This is a genomic window from Nonomuraea sp. NPDC048881 (assembly GCF_040649795.1).
Taxonomy (GTDB): Bacteria; Actinomycetota; Actinomycetes; order Streptosporangiales; family Streptosporangiaceae; genus Nonomuraea.
In genome coordinates, this window is the sequence record NZ_JBEZGC010000009.1 from 361,374 (window position 1) to 378,569 (window position 17,196).

Sequence of the window (17,196 nt, forward strand, 5' to 3'; positions counted from 1 at the left end):
GCCGGACCGATCCCGTCGCGGAGCCGAGCCCTCCGCCCGGACCGATCCCGTCGCGGAGCCGGGCCCTTCGCCGGACCGGGCCCTGCTCGGGGCCGGGCATGCGACAGGCCCCGGCCCGGACCGGGGAGGGTCCGGGCGGGGCCCGTTGTCACGCGCCGGGACGCACCGCGCCGACGAACGACGACTTACGCCATCCGCCCAGTTTGTCGATGCGCACCCGTTCGCCGGTCCGCGGCGAATGGACCATCTTGCCGTGGCCGACGTACATGCCGACGTGGCCCAGCCCGTTGAAGAACATCAGGTCGCCCGGCTTGAGATTGCGCCAGGAGACCTTGCGCTTGATGCGGGCGAACTGGCTGTTCGTCACGCGCGGGAGTCGTACCCCGGCCTTCTTCCAGGCGTACTGGACGAGTCCGGAGCAGTCGAACGCACCAGGGCCCGTGGCCCCGTACCGGTACGGGTCGCCGACCTGATGCTTGGCGACGGCGACGGCCCTGCGGGCCTTCGACGCCTGCCGCGCGGCCTTGGCCGACTTGGCAGACCTGACGGTCCTCGCCGACTTGGCCGACTTCGCAGTGGCCGCCTTGGCGGTGCTGGACACCGCGGTGAGCCTGGCGGCCGATTCGCTCACCGTCTGCGCCCCGGCCGGCACGGCATGGAGAACCGCACCTCCGGCCGTCACGGTCATCGTGAGTGCGACGCCCCTCAGGGCAAGACGGGACAGACGGGGGTTATGCAGGGAGGTAGACAGGATTTCTCCTTGTGTCTTCCACGAACGCCTACCGGGTTAGCTGACGGATTCGGGCCTGGAAGTCGCCCTACGGCGCGAGACGCGCCGATTCACCCCTGATCCCGGGGGATTACGGGATCTTTGGGTCCCCGGCTCCGTGCTCCTGGCTGCACGGACTCGGCAGGTCGCCGCCCGATGGTTGTGCCTGAACGGGGATATCGGCGGCGACCGCTGGATTTTCATCTGGTCCGCATCGGGGTTCCGATGTCGATCCGCGGTGCGCATGGCTTGCTGACCGCGACGCCAGAAACTACGCCGAGGGGTCAAGATTTGGCAAAGGGAGACTCGGCCTGTAAAGATCAGATAAAGATGCAAGTAAAGGGTGAAACCCCTGCTGGACCTCAGGGTTCCGTTACCGCTTTGTGACCCTTCTCACACTTCCCGGCACACCCGATTGTCAGGGCGCTTTCGCCCCGTTTGTCCCGTTCGCCTCAGCGATTACGGGCACGCCGAAGCCGCCCGAGATTTCGGGCGGGGACCGAGTCAGGGGCGGATGGCTCCGACGAGCGGACGACCGTAGTCGGCGAGGCGGACGACCTTGACGACGTCGCCCGTCTGCGGCGCATGGACGATCTTGCCGCCGCCCGCGTAGATGCTGACGTGCCCGAGCCCCTCGCTGAAGATGAGGTCACCCGGCTGGAGGTCCTTGAGGTCCACCTTCCGGCTCGCGCCCCAGGCCCACTGCTGCCACGTCGTACGCGGCAGCGAGACGCCGGCGGCGCGCCAGGCTGCCTGCGTCAGCCCTGAGCAGTCGTAGCCGCGCGGGCCCGTGCCCCCGTAGATGTACGGCTTGCCCACCTGGGCGAAGGCGAAGTTCAGGACGGCCGCCGCGCTGCCCGAGGCGGGACCGGTGTACTTGATGCCGGTGCTGTTGGGGTTGCCCGGGTTGTAGGCCCCCAGCTTGTCCAGGAGCTTCTTCTGCTGGCCGACCAGCTTCAGCACCTCGGCCCGCTCCCGCTGGACGGCGTCCCGCTCCTTGTCGGCGTCGGCGAGCGCGGTCTCGGCGTTGTCGCGCTCGGCCTTGAGCCCCTTGTTCTCGCGGTCGAAGGCGGCCAGCTTCTCCAGCCGCTCGCGCGAGAGCTGCCCGGCCATGGCCAGCCCGGCCAGCAGGTTCTCGGGGTCGTCGACGCCGACCATGCCGGGCAGGGAGGTGACGTCCCCGCCCAGCTTGTAGGAGTCCACCGCCACCCTGATGATCTCGGCGCGGAGGTCGGCGACCGTCTGCAGCTTCTGCTTGTAGCGGTCGTTGAGCCTGGTGTAGGCGTCCTTGGCCTTCTTGTAGTTCTCGGTCGCCGTGTTGTACCGGTCGACGACCTTGTCGGCCTTGTCGTTCAGCTTCTCCAGCTTGGCCTTGGCCTGTTTGAGGGTGGGCTTGGGATCAGCGAGCGCCGCACCCATCGGGACCGTCATCAGTCCGATCGCGAGACCCGCGGCCACCGTCACCCGGCCAAACCTCACAGCGTCGCCTCCCAGGGATTACACCTGGGGCGAAATAGTACAGAAGTGGCGGGTGGGGTCTCGCCAATAGTGCTAATTCGTAACTTATGCGCGGCCCAACCGGCGCAGCAGCAGACCGGACGGAACCGGTCTGGCACCCATCCGGCGTACGGACTCGGCGACCTCGCGGTCGGAGGAGACGACGGCCATGGCCCGGCCGGGCGGCTCGGCCCGGACGAGCTGGCGGATCAGGTCGTCGGCGATCTCCCCCGGCGCGCTGAACAGCACCCGCACCCCGCGCGGCGCCACCACCTGCACCGGCGCGTTGAGTTCGGCGCCGTCGAAGACCACCGTCACCTCGACCCGGGTCTGGGCGACCAGCCCGCCGAGGCCGGTCATCAGCCGGTTGCGCTGGTCGGCGAGGGTGAGCGTGCCGTAGCCGGTCTTCGTGACGTTGTAGCCGTCGATGATCAGGTGGACCTGCGGCAGCGCCAGGAGCTGGTCGAGGAGCTGCGGGTCGTCGTCGGCCAGGGCCCGCGCGGGCACCCCGCGCACTCCGGGACGCTCGCCGGTGCTGGCCGCGACCGAGTCGGCGGGCCTGCTGATCGTGGTGGGCAGCGCCAGCTCCCTGCGCAGCCCGGCCGAGGCGTCCTGAAGGGCGTCGAGCAGCACCCTGATGCGGGCGTCCTCGATGCTGCGGCCCTCGCGGGCGGCCCGGCGGGAGGCTTCGAGCTGCCGCTCCACGTCGGCCAGGCGCTCGCGCAGGCGGCGCAGCTCGGCCTCGCCCGCGTTGCCGGCGGCGGAGGCGGCGTGCCGGGCGTCGTCGGCGGCCTGTTCCATCTCCTCGGCCCTGCGGGTGGCGGCCTTGGCCCGCTCGCGGGCGTCGTGGAGCTTGCGCCGCAGGTCGGAGTTCTCGGCGCGGGCCGCCTTGATCTGCTCGCGCAGCCGGTCGGCCTCCTCCTTGGCGGCGGTCTTCTGCGCGGCGAGCTGCTCGCGCAGCCGCGTCACCGCCTCCTCGCGCTCGGACCCCTCGGCCGCCACGGCGGACTGCTCCAGGTCGGCGCGGGCGGTTTCGATCATCTCCGCCCAGCCGGGGGGCCTGGTGAGATAGGCTGCGGCAGCCACCAGCACGGGGTCGGCGGCGGGCGGCACACTGCCCTCGGCCAGCGCGGCGACCAGCTCGGGCCATCCGGCGGCGACTGACTCCGCGACCAGTTCGCGGAACTTCTTGTCGTTCTCCAGTTGCGCGGCGATCGGCGCGCTGCCCAGCTTGGCGCGCTTGCGCGGGTCGAACTTCGCGATGCCGCGCAGCGGCGGCGGCACGGAGACGGCGGGCATCGTGCCGAGAACCTGCGCGGCCAGGTCGACGACGTTGAGGCGCACCTGCTCGGGAAGCGGGCGAGACAGGCCTTCACCCGCTGAACTCATCCCACTTGTCCCTTCGTGACATGCCCTTTCAGACAAGGGTACGGCTCTTGCGTACCTGACCGTAACGGTCCCTTGAACCTAGACAAGCGCTTGGTAGGGGGTATACGACTGAGCCGGGGCAGCGGTGCGGCCTGGAGGTGAGCGGTGACGGAACAGATGCGCACGTCCACGCGTGACCTGGCGGAACTGCGCGAGCGGGCGTCCCGCTGGCTGCGCGGACGGGTCGGCGGGGACGCCACGGTGTCGGAGCTGTCGCGGCCCTCCGGCAACGGCATGTCGAGCGAGACGCTGTTCTTCACCGCCACCTGGGCCGCCGGGACCCGGCGGTGCGTGGCCAGGCTCGCACCTGCGGCGGAAGCCGTTCCGGTGTTCCCCTCCTACGATCTGCGGGCCCAGTTCGAGGTCATGCGGCTGGCCAGGGAGAAAGCTGGGATCCCAGCGCCGAGACCGCTCTGGTTCGAGCCCGACCCCGCGCCGCTCGGGACGCCGTTCTTCGTCATGGAGCGGGCCGAGGGCGACGTGCCGCCGGACGTCATGCCGTACACGTTCGGGGGCTGGCTGCACGACGCCTCCCCCGGCGACCGGCGGCGGCTGCAGGAGGCGAGCGTCGGGCTCGTGGCGGCGCTGCACGAGACGCCGTACACCGGGCAGGACGTCGCGGTGCTCGGCCCGCTCGCCCCCGGCGGCACGGACGGCCTGCGCGCGCACGTCGAGGCCCAGCGCGCCTACTACCGGTGGGCGCACGGCGCCCGGCCGATCCCCGTGCTGGAGCGGGCCTTCGACTGGCTCGGCTCACACTGGCCGGACGACCCCGGCCCCGACGTCCTGACCTGGGGCGACGCCAGGATCGGCAACGTGATGTACCGCGACTTCACGCCGGTGGCGGTGCTCGACTGGGAGATGGCCGCCGTGGGCCCGCGCGAGCTGGACCTCTCCTGGATGATCTTCCTGCACCGCTTCTTCCAGGACCTCGCGGTGACGATGGGCCTGCCCGGCATGCCGGACTTCATGCGCCGCGACGACGTTTGCCAGAAATATTGCGAAATAACTGGCTACGAGCCCCGCGACCTCGACTTCTACGAGATGTACGCCGCCCTCCGCCACGGCGTCATCATGGCCCGGGTGTGGCAGCGCAGGATCCACTTCGGCGAGCAGCCCATGCCGGACGACCCCGACGACCTGGTGCTCCACCGGGCCGCCATCGAGGAGCTGCTCACCCGCTAGCGTCGTAGACCAGCAGCGCGATCTGCACCCGGTTGTTCAGGTCGAGCTTGGTCAGGATGCGCGAGACGTGCGCCTTGACCGTGGGCACGCTCATGAACAGCTCCCGCCCGATCTCGGCGTTCGACCTGCCCTGCCCCACGGCCAGCGCGACCTCGCGCTCCCGCTCGCTCAGCCGGCCGAGCAGCCCCCGCGCCCGCTCGGTGCGGTCGCGGCTGCCCCCGTCGGACACGTGCGAGATGAGCTGCCGGGTCACCGCCGGCGACAGGATCGGCTCCCCCGCGGCCACCCGCCTGACGGCGTCGACCAGATCGCCCGGCGGGATGTCCTTCAGCAGGAACCCGGCCGCCCCCGCGCGCAGCGCCCGCACGACCTGGGCGTCGGCGTGGAACGTGGTCAGCACCACGACCTCGGGCGGCGAGGCGGTGCGGCGCAGCGCCTCGGTCGCGGTGAGCCCGTCGACGCCCGGCATGCGGATGTCCATCAGGACGATGTGCGGCCGGTGCTCGGCCACCCGCGGCGGCACCTCGGCCCCGTCGGCCGCCTCGCCCACGATCTCGATGTCCGCGGCCCCGCCGAGGATCATCGACAGCCCGGCCCGCACCATCGCGTCGTCGTCCACGATCAGCACCCTGATCGGCGCGTCCATCTGCCCTCCGTCGGTCAACGTCACTCCCCGTCCTGCTCCGGCGGCCACGGCAGCCAGGCGCGTACCCGGAACTCGCCGCCGGTCACGCCGTGCTCCAGCCGGCCGCCGGCCAGCTCGGCCCGTTCGGTCAGCCCGATGAGCCCGGCGCCCGCCCCCGGCATGCGCGGCCCGTGCCGCGACCACACCGGGTTGCGCACCTCGGCCGAGACCCCCTCGCCCGGCTCGCCCGCCACGGCCACGGCCACCGGCGCGCCGTCCGCGTGCTTGCGCGCGTTGGTGAGCGCCTCCTGCACGATGCGGTAGACGTTGCGGCCCGCCCCGGCCGGGACGCCGTCGGCCGCGCCCAGGTCGAGGCGGACGTCCATGCCGGCCTGGCGGCACTCCTCGACCAGCGCGGGCAGGTCGGCGAGCGTCGGCTGCGGCCGGTCGGGCACCGGGTCGGCGGCCCCCGGCGGGGTGTGGCGGAGCACGCCGATCACCTCGCGCAGGTCCTGGAGCGCCAGGTGGGCGTTGCTCCTGATCGCGCCGGCGGCCCTGGCGACGTCCTCGGCGGGCGCGTCGGGACGGAACTCCAGCGCCCCGGCGTGCAGGCTGAGCATCGAGATGCGGTGGGCCAGCACGTCGTGCATCTCGCGGGCGATGCGCTCGCGTTCGAGCCGCTTGGCGTCCTCGGCGGCGGTCTCGGCCCGTTGCCTGAGCGACCAGACGAGCTGCCGCCTGGCCCGGATGACGATGCCCCAGGCGTAGATGGTCAGCACGATCGTGACCCCGAACGCCGCCCCCCACAGCGGCGTCAGGTCCTCCTGGGGCCGCAGCAGCACGTACGGGGCCAGGGTGACCAGCGCCAGCAGCGTGACGGGCCCCGACACCTTGAACGGCCGGTGCACCGCCACGGTGAACAGCGCCACCAGCGAGGCCCCGCCGACCAGCTCCAGATAGGACGACAGCAGGATCGTCACCAGCGCGAACCCCACCGGCCAGCGCCGCCGCAGCCACACCCCCGCGCACGCCAGCGCCCCCACGATCTGCTCGACGGCCAGCAGCGGCTCGGGCTCGTTCCTGATCTCCTCCAGGCTGATGAACGTCACGCCGCAGGCCAGCAGGAACAGCGCGATGTCGGAGACCCAGTCGAGGGTCGAGCGCCGCACCCGGCCCCCGCGCCCGTCGCCGAGCAGCGTGGACGGCAACGCCCACCGGTATTCCAGGGCCGGATCGCCCTCCCCCCGCAGTTCCCTCACATTCGTCGAGGTTATGCCCTGCGCGGGAGCCGGCGACAGCGACCAAAGTCGGTGTCGCCGCAGACCGATGGCCGAGGCGGGCGGGCCGCCGCGGCGGCGAGTGTGGACGGCATGAAAGCGGTGGTGGAGGTGTTCGGCTGGCTGCTGATCCTGCAGGGGGTCGGCGGGCTGCTCAACACGCTGTTCGGCTGGTGGGGGTGGGCGCACGGCCTGCTCGTCGTCAATGTGCTGCCCTTCCTCGACGGTTACGAGGTCTTCGCGGCCGTCGTGATCGGCGTGCTGGGGTTCGCGCTGCTCTCGGTGGCCGGCGCGGCCGGGCGGACGGCCGGCGGGGCGGAGGAGGGCCGATGAGCGGGACCGCGCTGCGTCCGCCGCGGCACCGTCCCGACCGCCGGGCGGTGGCGTGGTGGACGGTGCAGCGGCTCGTCCTCATGGTCCCCGTGGCGGCGGCGGCCGTGGGCGCGTACCTGGTGTTCACGCCGCGCACGCCGGGGCTGGGGGTGGCGGCGGTGGCGTTCGCGGCGGCGTGCCTGCTGGTGGCGCTGGCCGAGCCGCGGGCGGCCTACCGGGTGCAGCGGTGGGAGGTCACCGAGGAGGCGGTCTACGTCCGCCAGGGCTGGCTGACGCACACGTGGAAGGTGGCGCCGATGTCGCGGATCCAGCGGGTCGACACCGAGCGGGGGCCGGTGCAGCGGCTGTTCGGGCTGGCCGACGTCACCGTGACCACCGCCTCCTCCGCCGGAGCCGTCAAGATCACGGCGCTGGACCACCGGCTCGCCGCGGACCTGGCCGAACGGCTCACCGCGCGCACCCAGGCGACGCCCGGGGACGCGACGTGACCGGCTGGCAGCGGCTGTCGGGCCGGGGCCTGTGGAACGCGGCCGCCAGGTCGCTGGCGTTCGCGGCCGGCGCCGTGGCCGCGCTGGCGCGGTTCCTGGTGGGCCGGGACTGGGAGGCGGGCGGCGTCGTCGCCGCGTGCGCGGGGGCCGCCGTGCTGATCGTGGCGGGGGCGGTGGCCTACGAGGCGGCCCGGCTGCGGACGACCGCCTGGCGGCTCACGTCCGACCGGCTCGAACTGCGCTCGGGCGTGACCGTGCGGCAGCACCGCGCGGTCCCGCTGGACCGGGTGCGCAGCGTGGACCTGCGCGCCGACCCGGTGCGCCGGGCGTTCGGCCTGACCGTGGTCAAGGTCGGCACCGGCGAGCGCGCGGCCGAGGGCTCGGAGCTGGTGCTGGACGCCCTCGACCGGCACTCGGCCGAGATGCTGCGCCGCACGCTGCTGCCCCAGGACGCGCCCGCGCCCGAGGACGGTCCCCTGGCCGAGCTGCGCTGGTCGTGGATCCGGTACGCGCCCCTGTCGGTCTGGACGTTCACCGGGGCGGCGGTGGTCCTGGGCGCGGCCTACAAGGGGCTCGGCGCCGTCGGGCTCAAGGACTTCACCGACCGGGCGGCGAGCGGCCTGTGGGGCTGGGTGAGCGCGCAGCCGTGGCTAGCCGTCCCGCTGGTCCTGGCGCTCAACGCGGCCGTCGGCGCGCTCGGCGCGTTCCTGCTGTACGCCGAGTCCTGGGGCCGCTACCGCCTGGAACGCGAGCCCGGCCGGCTCAGGCTGCGCCGCGGGCTGCTGACCACGCGTTCGCTGACCCTGGAGGAACGGCGGCTGCGCGGCGTCGAGATCAGCGAGCCGCTGCTGCTGCGGCTGGGCGGCGGCGCCCGGGTCAAGGCCGTCGCGACCGGCCTGGCCAAGACGGAGGACGAGACCGAGGACGTGGCCGCCCTCACCCCGCCGCTCCCCCGCGCCGAAGCCACCCGCGTCGCCGCCGCGATCGCGAACACGACGGCGGGCGCCGGGACAGGCCCGGGGATCGGCGCGGGGGCGGGGATCGGCGCGGGGGCGGGGATCGGCGCGGGGGTCGCGTCTTTGGTCGTGCATCCGGTGGCGGCCGGGCGGCGGCGGGTCGTGCGGGCGCTGGTGGCCACCGTCGTGCTGACGGCGGGCGCGGGGCTCGTCTGGTGGCTGCTGCCCGCGTCGTGGCCGCGCGCGTGGGTGTGGGCGGCGCCCGTCCTGGCGCTCCCGGTGGGGTTGTGGCTGGCCGCCGAGAGCCGGCGCGCTCTCGGTCACGCGCTGGGCCCGCGGCACCTGGTCACGCGCCGCGGCGCGCTCGTCCGCCGTACGGTGGCGCTGGACCGGGCCGGCATCACCGGCTGGACGTTCCGGCAGTCGTTCTTCCAGCGGCGCTCGGGCCTGCTGACCGTCTCGGCCTGCACGGCCGCGGGCGGCGGCCACTACGAGGTCCTGGACGTAGGCCGCGGCGACGGGCTCGACCTGGCGGCACGCGCGGTGCCGGGCCTGCTGGAGCCGTTCCTGACCGGCGGGCAGGGCGACGGGCAGGGCGACGGACAGGGCGGCGGGCGGCAGGCCGCGTGATCCACCACGGTTGCCCATGCCCCTGTAGCGGACAAGCCGTGATCGCGCGGCCCGGCGGCTTTCTGGTCAATACGCTATTTGTCGCGCTTGCAACCGAGTTGCAGCCTTGTTGACCGTTGACGTAGATCGCCCGCCAGGAGGATGATCCCCGCGTGGTGCCAGGACCGGCGTTGTCGTGCCGAGCGCTGAGTTGCCGCGCCGGCGGACGCACGATCATCGAAGACCTCACCCTGGAGCTGGCCCCGGGTGAGCGGGTGGCGCTGATGGGCCCGTCGGGCTCGGGCAAGACCACCCTGCTCACCACGCTGGCCGGGCTGCTGCCGCCCGCCAAGGGGAGGGTGATGGTCAGGGGCGTTCCCCTCGACGAGCAGCCCGCCCTGCGCGCCGAGCTGGCGCTGGTCTTCCAGTCCCACGGCCTGCTGAGCCTGCTCACGGCCGCCGAGAACGTCGAGGTCGCCCTGCGGGCCGCGGGCCGCCCGCCGAAGGAGGCCGTCGGCGTGGCAGCTGCTGGAGCAGGTGGTCACGGTGGCCGCCGGCACGCTGGCCGGGCTCGCCGCCGGGCTGACGGCGACCAAGGTGGCGCTGGGCCGCATCCCGCAGTTGACCGTGCCGCCGGGCACGCCGCCGCTGCCGCACGGGGTCGCTGCGGTGCCGGTCGCACTCGTCGTCGGCGCGGCCCTGCTGGTCAGCCTGCTGGTCGCGGGGGCGGTGTCGGAGCTGCTCCTGCGTGGCATCCGCGTCGAACGACTCCTGACGCTCGCGTGCGGGCCGCCTGACGCCCGCGCCCTGAGGCCCACGCCCCCACGTCCGCGCCCTGGGGTTCGCCGCGCGGGATCAGCTTCCGGCCGGCTGCTTGGCCAGCTCGGCCAGGTATGCCCTGGCCAGGGCGAGCGCGCCGTCCTGCGCCTCCTTGCGGGGCATGAGCCGGGCCTTGGGCGAGTTCGCCGGCTCGCCCTTGGGCCGCTCGGCGCCGGAGTAGTCGACCCTGACCACCAGCGCGCCGGTACGCGCGATCACCGTGCCGCTGGAGGCCGACACCTCTCCCTGCCTGGTCTGCACGAACTGGCCGTAGGCCTGCTCGCCGAGCCCCTCGATGTCGCGCAGCTCGCCCCACGTGATGCCGCCGATGGACGATTCGGCGGTCTTCCTGTCGCCGCCGTACTCGCCGGCGTAGTACGCCTTGGCCGCGCCCGGGTCGATCGCGCCCGCCCGGTTGGTGAAGCGGTGGGTGGTGATCAGCATGCTGCGGATCCTGACGTTCCCGGCCGTGCCCGGCAGGTCGAGGTTGAGCCAGCGGCACTCGGTCTCGTCGTCGTTGCCCGACTCGGTGGCGCGCGCCCTCGTGGTGGGCTTCGGCACCAGGCGGGTGGCGGCCTCCGTGACGGCCTGGCAGGCGGGCGGGAAGGCGGCCAGCTCCGTGGGCGAGGGCGTCGGGCGGGCGGCCGGGCTCTGGGTGGCCGGGGCCTGGTCGGCCTTGGCCAGCACGCCGGGGTGTTGCGCCTGCCAGGCGGCCACGCCCTTGGCGAAGTACGCGATCAGGCCGCTGACCTCGCGGATCGCGTTCTCCTCGGTGATGGACCTGGTGCTCTCGTTGGACAGGATCTGCGCGTCCTTGCGCTGCTGCCCGGCCTGGAACTTGACCCGGATCGTCATGTCCCCGACCTGGGCGTGGGCCTGGCCGAAGGAGTACCACAGCAGCTTGCCGTCGCGCCGCCAGGTGTACTGGGCGAACGCCCCCTCGCCGACGCCGGTGACGTCCTTGACCGGGGAGACGTACTCCTTCTCGTCGGGGTCGAGCGAGGGCTTGGCGGTGGCTCCGTACTTGGCGCCGCGGTAGTCCATCTCGTAGGAGTTCTGGGCCATCGAGCGGCCGGTCTTGGCGCCCTCGCCCTTGTGCTGCTCGATCCTGACGTCGATCTCCCTGCTGCGCCAGAACTCGCCGAACGAGATGCGCTGGTTCTGCCAGTTGCAGGTGAAGGCGACGGTGTAGTCGGAGTCCCTGGAGGACTTGGTCACCGTCGCGCCGGGCGCCAGCCGTTCGGCCTCGTCCGCGGGCAGCATCGAGCAGGCGTCCGGGCCGGGCGCGGCGGCGGCCGGCGCCACGGACCGCGCCGCCGACGACGACGGCCCGGCGGCCGTCCCGCCGCCGCCCTTGCCGGACAGCAGCAGGTAGGCCCCCACGCCGCCGCCGGCCACGACCACCACCAGGGCCGCGGCGAGGGTGGGCAGCAACCACGCCGGGCGGCGTCCGGGCCGACCGGCGGGCGGGCCGCCCATCGGCCCCGTGGGCGGCTCCGGCGGCGGCCCCCACTGCGGCCCCGACGGCGGCCCCCACTGAGGACCGGACTGAGGACCGGACTGAGGACCGGACTGAGGACCGGACTGAGGACCGGACTGAGAACCAAGATGAGGAACAGGCTGTGGGCCCGGGTGCGGGTGAGGCGGCGGGCCCGGTTGCGGACCGGGGGGCGGGCCGGGCGGGGGTGTCGGCGGCCTTCCCTGCGGCTCGAACCGCCGGCCCGGCACCGGATGAGGGGTGGTCGGCGGCTCGTACTCGCTACCGGGATTCACTGCGACTCCTGAGATTGCCCTGACTTGCGGTGAGACATGGCGAAACGCCCCTTGCAGCACGCACGACGATCATCCCGGCAGCGCCCCGGAGACCACCCGGGCGATCCGCAGCGCCGTCTCCTTGTCGACCGGCGCCTTGACCGACACCTCGTCGCGGTGCCAGATCACCTCGCCGAGCAGGTTGCTGGACCGGAAGAGCACGATGCTGTCGAACCGGCCGACCGTGCTGGAGGACATCAACAGCTCGAACCGGTTCTGCACGAACGCCGCCTCCCCCACCCCCGCGACGTCCACGACCTCACCGGCGGCCGTCCGCGCCCGGGTGCCCCGCGCCGCGCTCCTGGTGCCCTTCTCGCTGGCGAACCGGCGCGCGGCAACCTGCGGCCCGCCGAGGTCGCCGTCGGGCTTCTCGACCCAGGTCCGTACGGTGATCCGCCGGCCCCGCCGCTCCTCCAGCCCCGCGACCCACTGGCACTCGCCGTCCCGCGTGGCGCTGCGCCGGACGGCGCCCTTCGCCAGTTCGGCGGCCTGGGCGTCGCTCAGCAGGCGGCAGGGGTCGGGGGCGGCGGCGTACCGGCCGGTCTCCGGCTGACCGGCCAGGGCGTCCACGGCGTACCAGCCGGCGCCGAGCACCGCGACGCCGGACGCGACGGCCACCGGCAGCAACCACCGCCGGCGACGCCCGGGGACCGGGCCGGAGCGCACCGGCGCGCCGCTGAGCACCTGCCGGACCTGGGCCGCCGTGGGACGAGCGGCGGGCTCCTTGGCCAGCATCGCCATGAGCAGCCCGCCGAACTCGCGGCCCGCCCGCTCAGGGAAGGGCGGGTCGTGCAGCAGCACCGCCGCCGCGACCGCCGCGGGCAGCTGCCGCTCGAACGGCGCCCGCCCCTCCACGGCGGTGTACAGGCTCGCGCCCAGCGACCACAGGTCGGACTCCGGGCCCGGCGCCTGCTCGTTGAGCCGCTCGGGCGCCATGTAGCCGAGCGAGCCGCCGCTGCCGGCACCGTCGCCCTGACCGCCCATGGGGACGGCGATGCCGAAGTCGGTCAGCATGGCCGAGCCGTCGGCGTCGAGCAGGATGTTGGCCGGCTTGACGTCGTGGTGCAGGATGCCGTGGGAGTGCGCGACCTCCAGCGCCGACAGCACCTGCAGCCCGATGCGGGCCGCGTACGGGGGCGGCAGCGGCCCGTTCTCCCTGATCACCTTGTCCAGGGACCGGCCGGTGACCAGGTCCATGATGATCCACGGCTGGTCGCCGTCGAGCACCACGTCGTGCACCAGCACGATCGCCGGGTCGCGCAGGCGTCCGGCCGACCTGGCCTCGTGGATGGCGCGGTCGGCGAACTCGGCCCGCTGGTGGGGGCTCAGCCCCGGCGGCACCCGCACCTGCTTGACGGCGACCTCGCGGTCGAGCATTTCGTCCAGCGCCCGCCACACCGTGCCGGCGCCGCCCTGCCCGAGCTGCTCGACCAGCCGGTAGCGGCCGGCCAGCAGGTGGTGGTCACTTCGCACGGCGCAACGCCTGCTCGCTCGACCGGGCCGCCTTGATCGCCGCCTGCCGGACGTCCTCGTCGGTCGGCTTGTCGGCCAGGGTGGCGTACTGGACGGCCACCACCAGGTTGGCGATCCGGTAGTAGACGTGAGCCGAGTGGACGCGGCCGGTCTTGCCCTTCAGCTCGAACGCGAACGCCTCCTCGCCGAGGCCCGCCAGGTCGTGGACGGGGGTGCGGGTGGAGCGCATGTCGGTCTTGACGCCGATCTCCGGCCAGGTCCAGTCGATCTGGTCGTACTTGGCCCAGTAGCGCTTCTGGTTCTGGAACAGGGTGCGGGCCGTGGCGGCGGTCATCGACCAGGGATCGACGGTGTCGGAGTCCTTCTGCACCTGGAGCCCGATGCCGGTGCCGGCGGTCGGCCAGCCGCATTCGGGGCCCACCTCGTTGCTGTCCGGCTGGGCCTTGGGCGGGCTCTGGGTGCGCAGCAGGCCGCCGACGTCCTGCGGGGTGAGCAGGGTGCACACGTCCATCGGCACGGTGAACGCGGCCGGCGGCCCGTCGTCGTCGCGCAGCACGACGAAGCCGGTGGCTCCGGCGGCGACCACGAGCACGGCCGCGACCGCGCCCCACAGCAGCAGCGGCCGCCCGCGCCGCCCCACCCGGCGGGGCGCGGTGGCCTGCTCGCCGGCCGCCAGGACCGGCGCCGGGCCGCCCGCGGCCAGCTGCCTGAGCGCGTGCACGACGTTGCGCGGATCGGGACGGGCGTCAGGATGGCGCGCCATCATGGCGGCCAGCAGCGGCCCGAGCGGCCCCGGCGCGACCGGCACCGGCTGCGTCACGGTCGCCCTGACCCGCTCGGCGACCGAGCCCTGGTAGGCGTTCCCGCCGGTCACGGCGGCGAACAGGGTCGCGCCGAGCGACCACAGGTCGCTGGACGGGCCGCCGGGCTCGCCCTCCAGCCGCTCGGGCGCGATGAACCCGGGCGAGCCGATCATGAGCCCCTGCTCGGTGAGCGCGGCCTGCCCCTCCTGCCGGGCGATGCCGAAGTCGGTCAGCACCACCCTGCCGCTGTCGGTCAGGAACACGTTGCCCGGCTTCACGTCGCGGTGCTGCAGCCCCTGGGCGTGGGCGGCCTGCAACGCCTCCAGCACGTCGGCGCCGACGCGGGCGGCGTACTCGGGCGGCATGGGGCCGAACTCGCGCACGGTGTCGGCCAGCGTACGGCCCCGCAGCAGCTCCATGACCAGCCACGGCCGCTCGTGCTCGACGATGACGTCGTGCAGCGCCACGATGCCGGGATGGCGCAGCCGGGCGGTGGCCTGCGCCTCGCGCACGGCCCTGGTGACCGCGTCGGCGCGATCCTTGGACGGCATGCCCTCGGGCAGGGTGAGCTCCTTGACCGCGACCTCGCGGTCGAGCATCTCGTCCTTGGCCAGCCACACCTTCCCCATGCCGCCGGCGCCGAGTGGGCGCAGCAGGGCGTAGCGGCCGGCAAGTCTTCCCGCGGACATAAAGGGAAGGGTAACTAAGGATCAAGAAGGATGGTTATTCGAGCACGTCCCCCCATGCCGTCCGGGGCCCCCTTCCCCGCGCTCCGGCGTGGTCCGGCGGAGTAACTGTCGGTCCCCCTCTCTATGGTCTTGGAACGTGGACGCGGTACAAGGCACCCTCGACGAGCTCGGCACCCCGCTGAGCGACGTCACGTTCGTCGTGTTCGACCTGGAGACCACCGGCGGCTCGCCGGCCGAAGACTCGATCACCGAGATCGGCGCGGTCAAGGTGCGGGCGGGTGAGGTGCTGGGCGAGTTCTCCACCCTGGTCGACCCCGGCGGGCCGATCCCGCCGTTCATCTCGGTGCTGACCGGCATCACCGACGCCATGGTGGTGGCCGCCCCGCGCATCGAGGCGGTGCTGCCGAGCTTCCTCGAGTTCATCAAGGGCGCCACGCTGGTGGCCCACAACGCGGGCTTCGACACCCGCTTCGTCAAGGCCGCCTGCGCCGCCCACGGCTACCCCCCGCCCGCCAACCCGGTCGTCGACACCGTCGACCTGGCCCGGCGGGTGCTGACCCGCGACGAGACGCCCAACGCCAAGCTGTCCACGCTCGCCCGCTTCTTCCGCAGCCCCACCGAGCCGTGCCACCGCGCCCTGCAGGACGCCAGGGCCACCGTCGACGTGCTCCACGGGCTGATCGAGCGGGCCGGCTCCTTCCAGGTCCACACGCTGGAGGAGCTGAAGTCGTTCGTCCGCGCCCCCACGCCGGAGCAGCAGCGCAAGCGCCACCTGGCCGAGTCCGTCCCGCACGCCCCGGGCGTCTACTTCTTCGAGGACGACCGCGGCGAGGTGCTCTACATCGGCAAGAGCACCAACCTGCGCAACCGCGTGCGCTCCTACTTCACGGCCGCCGAGACCCGCCCGCGCATCCGCGAGATGATCGGCATCGCCGAGCGCGTGCGCCACGTCGTTTGCGCCACGGGGCTGGAGGCCGAGGTCAGGGAGCTGCGGCTGATCGGCGGCGCCAAGCCGCGCTACAACCGCCGCTCGCGCTTCCCGGAGAAGGTCGTCTGGCTCAAGCTCACCCCCGGCCCCTTCCCCCGCCTGTCGATCGTGCGCGAGCTGAAGGACGACGACGCCACCTACCTCGGCCCGTTCAGCAGCTCCCGCCTGGCCGACGAGGCCCGCATCGCGCTGCACGAGGCCGTGCCGCTGCGCCAGTGCACCCAGCCGATCAGCCTGCGCACCCGCCGGGCGGCCTGCGTCCTGCACGAGATGGGCCGCTGCGGCGCGCCCTGCGCGGGCAAGGAGAGCCCGGAGGAGTACGCCGCGCACGTCGAGAGCGCCCGCCGGGCCATGACCTCCGACGCCTCGCTCGTCTACACCGCCGTCTCGGCCCGCATGGAGCGCCTGTCGGTCGAGCAGCGCTACGAGGAGGCGTCCGTCGACCGCGACCGGCTGGCCGCGTTCGTCCGGGCGGCGGCCCGCATGCAGCGCCTGAGCGCCATCACCCGCATCCCCGAGCTCGTGGCCGCCAGCCCGGCCTTCGACGGCGGCTGGGACATCCACGTCGTCCGCTACGGGCGGCTGGCCGCGGCGGGCGTGATGCCGAAGGGCGCCCACCCCACACCGTTCGTCGCCTCGCTCAAGGCCATGGCCGAGGCCGTCATCCCGGGCCCCGGCCCGGTCCACGCGGCCAGCGCCGAGGAGACCGAGTGCATCCTGCGCTGGCTGGAGTCGCCGGGCGTGCGGCTGGTCGAGGTCGACGGCGTGTGGTCGATGCCCGCCCGGGGCGCCGCCCGCCACAAGGCCCGCATCGACCTGGCCTACCGCGGGCTTGATCAGCGGCGCGACCGAGAGGGACGTCCTTTGCGATGACCGGATACAGTTAATACATGGTCACGGCAATCGTCCACATCAAGGCCGAGGTAGACCGGATCCCGGAGGTCGCCCAGACGATCGCCGAGATCGACGGGGTCAGCGAGGTCTACTCCATCACCGGCGAATGGGATCTGCTCGCCATGGTCAGGGTCGCCCGCTACGAGGAGGTGGCCGAGGTCATCCCCGGGCGGGTCAACAAGGTCGACGGCGTCGAGCACACCGAGACGCACATCGCCTTCCGCACCTACTCCAGGCACGATCTCGACGCCGCCTTCTCGATCGGCTTCCCCGAATCCGACTGACCCGCTCCCCCGCGGTCCCCGCGTAAACCCTCGCATCCGCTTCGGCGTCGGCGCCTGCGCCCGCTTCTGCTTCTGCTTCTGCGTCCGTCTTGGTGCCCACTTTGGGCGTCCGTCTTCGGCGCCCGTCTTCGGCGCCCGTCTTGGGCGACCTTCCTCGGTGTCCGTCTTCCGGGCCCGGCCGTCCTTCGTCCGGGCCCGACGCGTTTCCGGGCCCGATCGTCCCCGGCCGGTGGGCCGGAACGCGGAAAGGCCCGGACGGGGAACCCC

Annotated in this window: 15 protein-coding genes and 1 riboswitch; of the genes, 7 read left to right on the forward strand and 8 right to left on the reverse strand. The window is 73.4% G+C overall.

Annotated features, from left to right (window positions below; all coding sequences use genetic code 11):
- Positions 1 to 148 precede the first annotated feature (148 nt).
- From AB0C33_RS31295 to AB0C33_RS31305, 3 genes are all read right to left on the reverse strand, one after another.
- Positions 149 to 631, reverse strand: a complete 483-nt coding sequence (locus tag AB0C33_RS31295; protein ID WP_358294126.1) for a C40 family peptidase — start codon at positions 629 to 631, stop codon at positions 149 to 151.
- A 130-nt stretch (positions 632 to 761) separates the two neighbouring features.
- A riboswitch (cyclic di-AMP (ydaO/yuaA leader) is annotated at positions 762 to 923 on the reverse strand.
- A 350-nt stretch (positions 924 to 1,273) separates the two neighbouring features.
- Positions 1,274 to 2,200, reverse strand: a complete 927-nt coding sequence (locus AB0C33_RS31300) for an NlpC/P60 family protein (RefSeq protein WP_358294128.1) — start codon at positions 2,198 to 2,200, stop codon at positions 1,274 to 1,276.
- Between the two features lie 132 nt (positions 2,201 to 2,332).
- Complete coding sequence (locus AB0C33_RS31305) at positions 2,333 to 3,655, reverse strand: NYN domain-containing protein (RefSeq protein ID WP_358294130.1); 1,323 nt, start codon at positions 3,653 to 3,655, stop codon at positions 2,333 to 2,335.
- A 144-nt stretch (positions 3,656 to 3,799) separates the two neighbouring features.
- Between AB0C33_RS31305 and AB0C33_RS31310 the strand changes: the two genes are divergently transcribed.
- Positions 3,800 to 4,879 carry a phosphotransferase family protein gene (locus tag AB0C33_RS31310; protein ID WP_358294132.1) on the forward strand — a complete coding sequence of 360 codons (1,080 nt, stop codon included), beginning with the start codon at positions 3,800 to 3,802 and terminating at the stop codon, positions 4,877 to 4,879.
- Here the strand turns inward: AB0C33_RS31310 and AB0C33_RS31315 are convergent.
- The gene (locus AB0C33_RS31315; protein WP_358294301.1) at positions 4,869 to 5,525 is read right to left on the reverse strand and encodes a response regulator transcription factor; all 657 of its coding nucleotides are present in this window, start codon (positions 5,523 to 5,525) and stop codon (positions 4,869 to 4,871) included. The two genes, AB0C33_RS31310 and AB0C33_RS31315, sit on opposite strands and share 11 nt — an antisense overlap.
- 20 nt (positions 5,526 to 5,545) lie before the next feature.
- A complete protein-coding gene (locus AB0C33_RS31320; RefSeq protein ID WP_358294133.1) occupies positions 5,546 to 6,763 on the reverse strand; it encodes a histidine kinase in 1,218 nt (405 codons plus the stop codon).
- Positions 6,764 to 6,874: 111 nt separating this feature from the next.
- On the opposite strand from AB0C33_RS31320, the gene AB0C33_RS31325 reads away from it, so the two are divergent.
- The 4 genes from AB0C33_RS31325 to AB0C33_RS31340 all read left to right on the forward strand — a co-directional run bounded on the left by AB0C33_RS31325 (position 6,875) and on the right by AB0C33_RS31340 (position 9,964).
- Complete coding sequence (locus tag AB0C33_RS31325) at positions 6,875 to 7,114, forward strand: hypothetical protein (protein ID WP_358294134.1); 240 nt, start codon at positions 6,875 to 6,877, stop codon at positions 7,112 to 7,114.
- The gene (locus AB0C33_RS31330) at positions 7,111 to 7,602 is read left to right on the forward strand and encodes a PH domain-containing protein (RefSeq protein ID WP_358294135.1); all 492 of its coding nucleotides are present in this window, start codon (positions 7,111 to 7,113) and stop codon (positions 7,600 to 7,602) included. Before AB0C33_RS31325 ends, AB0C33_RS31330 begins: the two co-directional genes overlap by 4 nt.
- The gene (locus tag AB0C33_RS31335) at positions 7,599 to 9,188 is read left to right on the forward strand and encodes a PH domain-containing protein (RefSeq protein WP_358294136.1); all 1,590 of its coding nucleotides are present in this window, start codon (positions 7,599 to 7,601) and stop codon (positions 9,186 to 9,188) included. The genes AB0C33_RS31330 and AB0C33_RS31335 overlap by 4 nt, the downstream gene beginning before the upstream one ends.
- Positions 9,189 to 9,451: 263 nt before the next feature.
- Positions 9,452 to 9,964: an ATP-binding cassette domain-containing protein gene (locus AB0C33_RS31340; protein WP_358294302.1), complete on the forward strand. Its 513-nt coding sequence runs from the start codon at positions 9,452 to 9,454 to the stop codon at positions 9,962 to 9,964.
- A 58-nt stretch (positions 9,965 to 10,022) separates the two neighbouring features.
- Here AB0C33_RS31340 and AB0C33_RS31345 read toward each other — a convergent pair whose 3' ends face one another.
- From AB0C33_RS31345 to AB0C33_RS31355, 3 genes are all read right to left on the reverse strand, one after another.
- Positions 10,023 to 11,465: a hypothetical protein gene (locus AB0C33_RS31345; RefSeq protein ID WP_358294137.1), complete on the reverse strand. Its 1,443-nt coding sequence runs from the start codon at positions 11,463 to 11,465 to the stop codon at positions 10,023 to 10,025.
- 363 nt (positions 11,466 to 11,828) lie between these two features.
- Positions 11,829 to 13,271: a serine/threonine-protein kinase gene (locus AB0C33_RS31350; protein ID WP_358294138.1), complete on the reverse strand. Its 1,443-nt coding sequence runs from the start codon at positions 13,269 to 13,271 to the stop codon at positions 11,829 to 11,831.
- The gene (locus AB0C33_RS31355) at positions 13,261 to 14,763 is read right to left on the reverse strand and encodes a serine/threonine-protein kinase (protein ID WP_358294139.1); all 1,503 of its coding nucleotides are present in this window, start codon (positions 14,761 to 14,763) and stop codon (positions 13,261 to 13,263) included. The genes AB0C33_RS31350 and AB0C33_RS31355 overlap by 11 nt, the downstream gene beginning before the upstream one ends.
- Positions 14,764 to 14,899: 136 nt before the next feature.
- Between AB0C33_RS31355 and AB0C33_RS31360 the strand changes: the two genes are divergently transcribed.
- Positions 14,900 to 16,624, forward strand: coding sequence for a DEDD exonuclease domain-containing protein (locus AB0C33_RS31360; RefSeq protein WP_358294140.1), 1,725 nt, complete (start codon positions 14,900 to 14,902; stop codon positions 16,622 to 16,624).
- A 17-nt stretch (positions 16,625 to 16,641) separates the two neighbouring features.
- A complete protein-coding gene (locus tag AB0C33_RS31365; protein ID WP_125630767.1) occupies positions 16,642 to 16,929 on the forward strand; it encodes an Lrp/AsnC ligand binding domain-containing protein in 288 nt (95 codons plus the stop codon).
- Positions 16,930 to 17,196 lie beyond the last annotated feature (267 nt).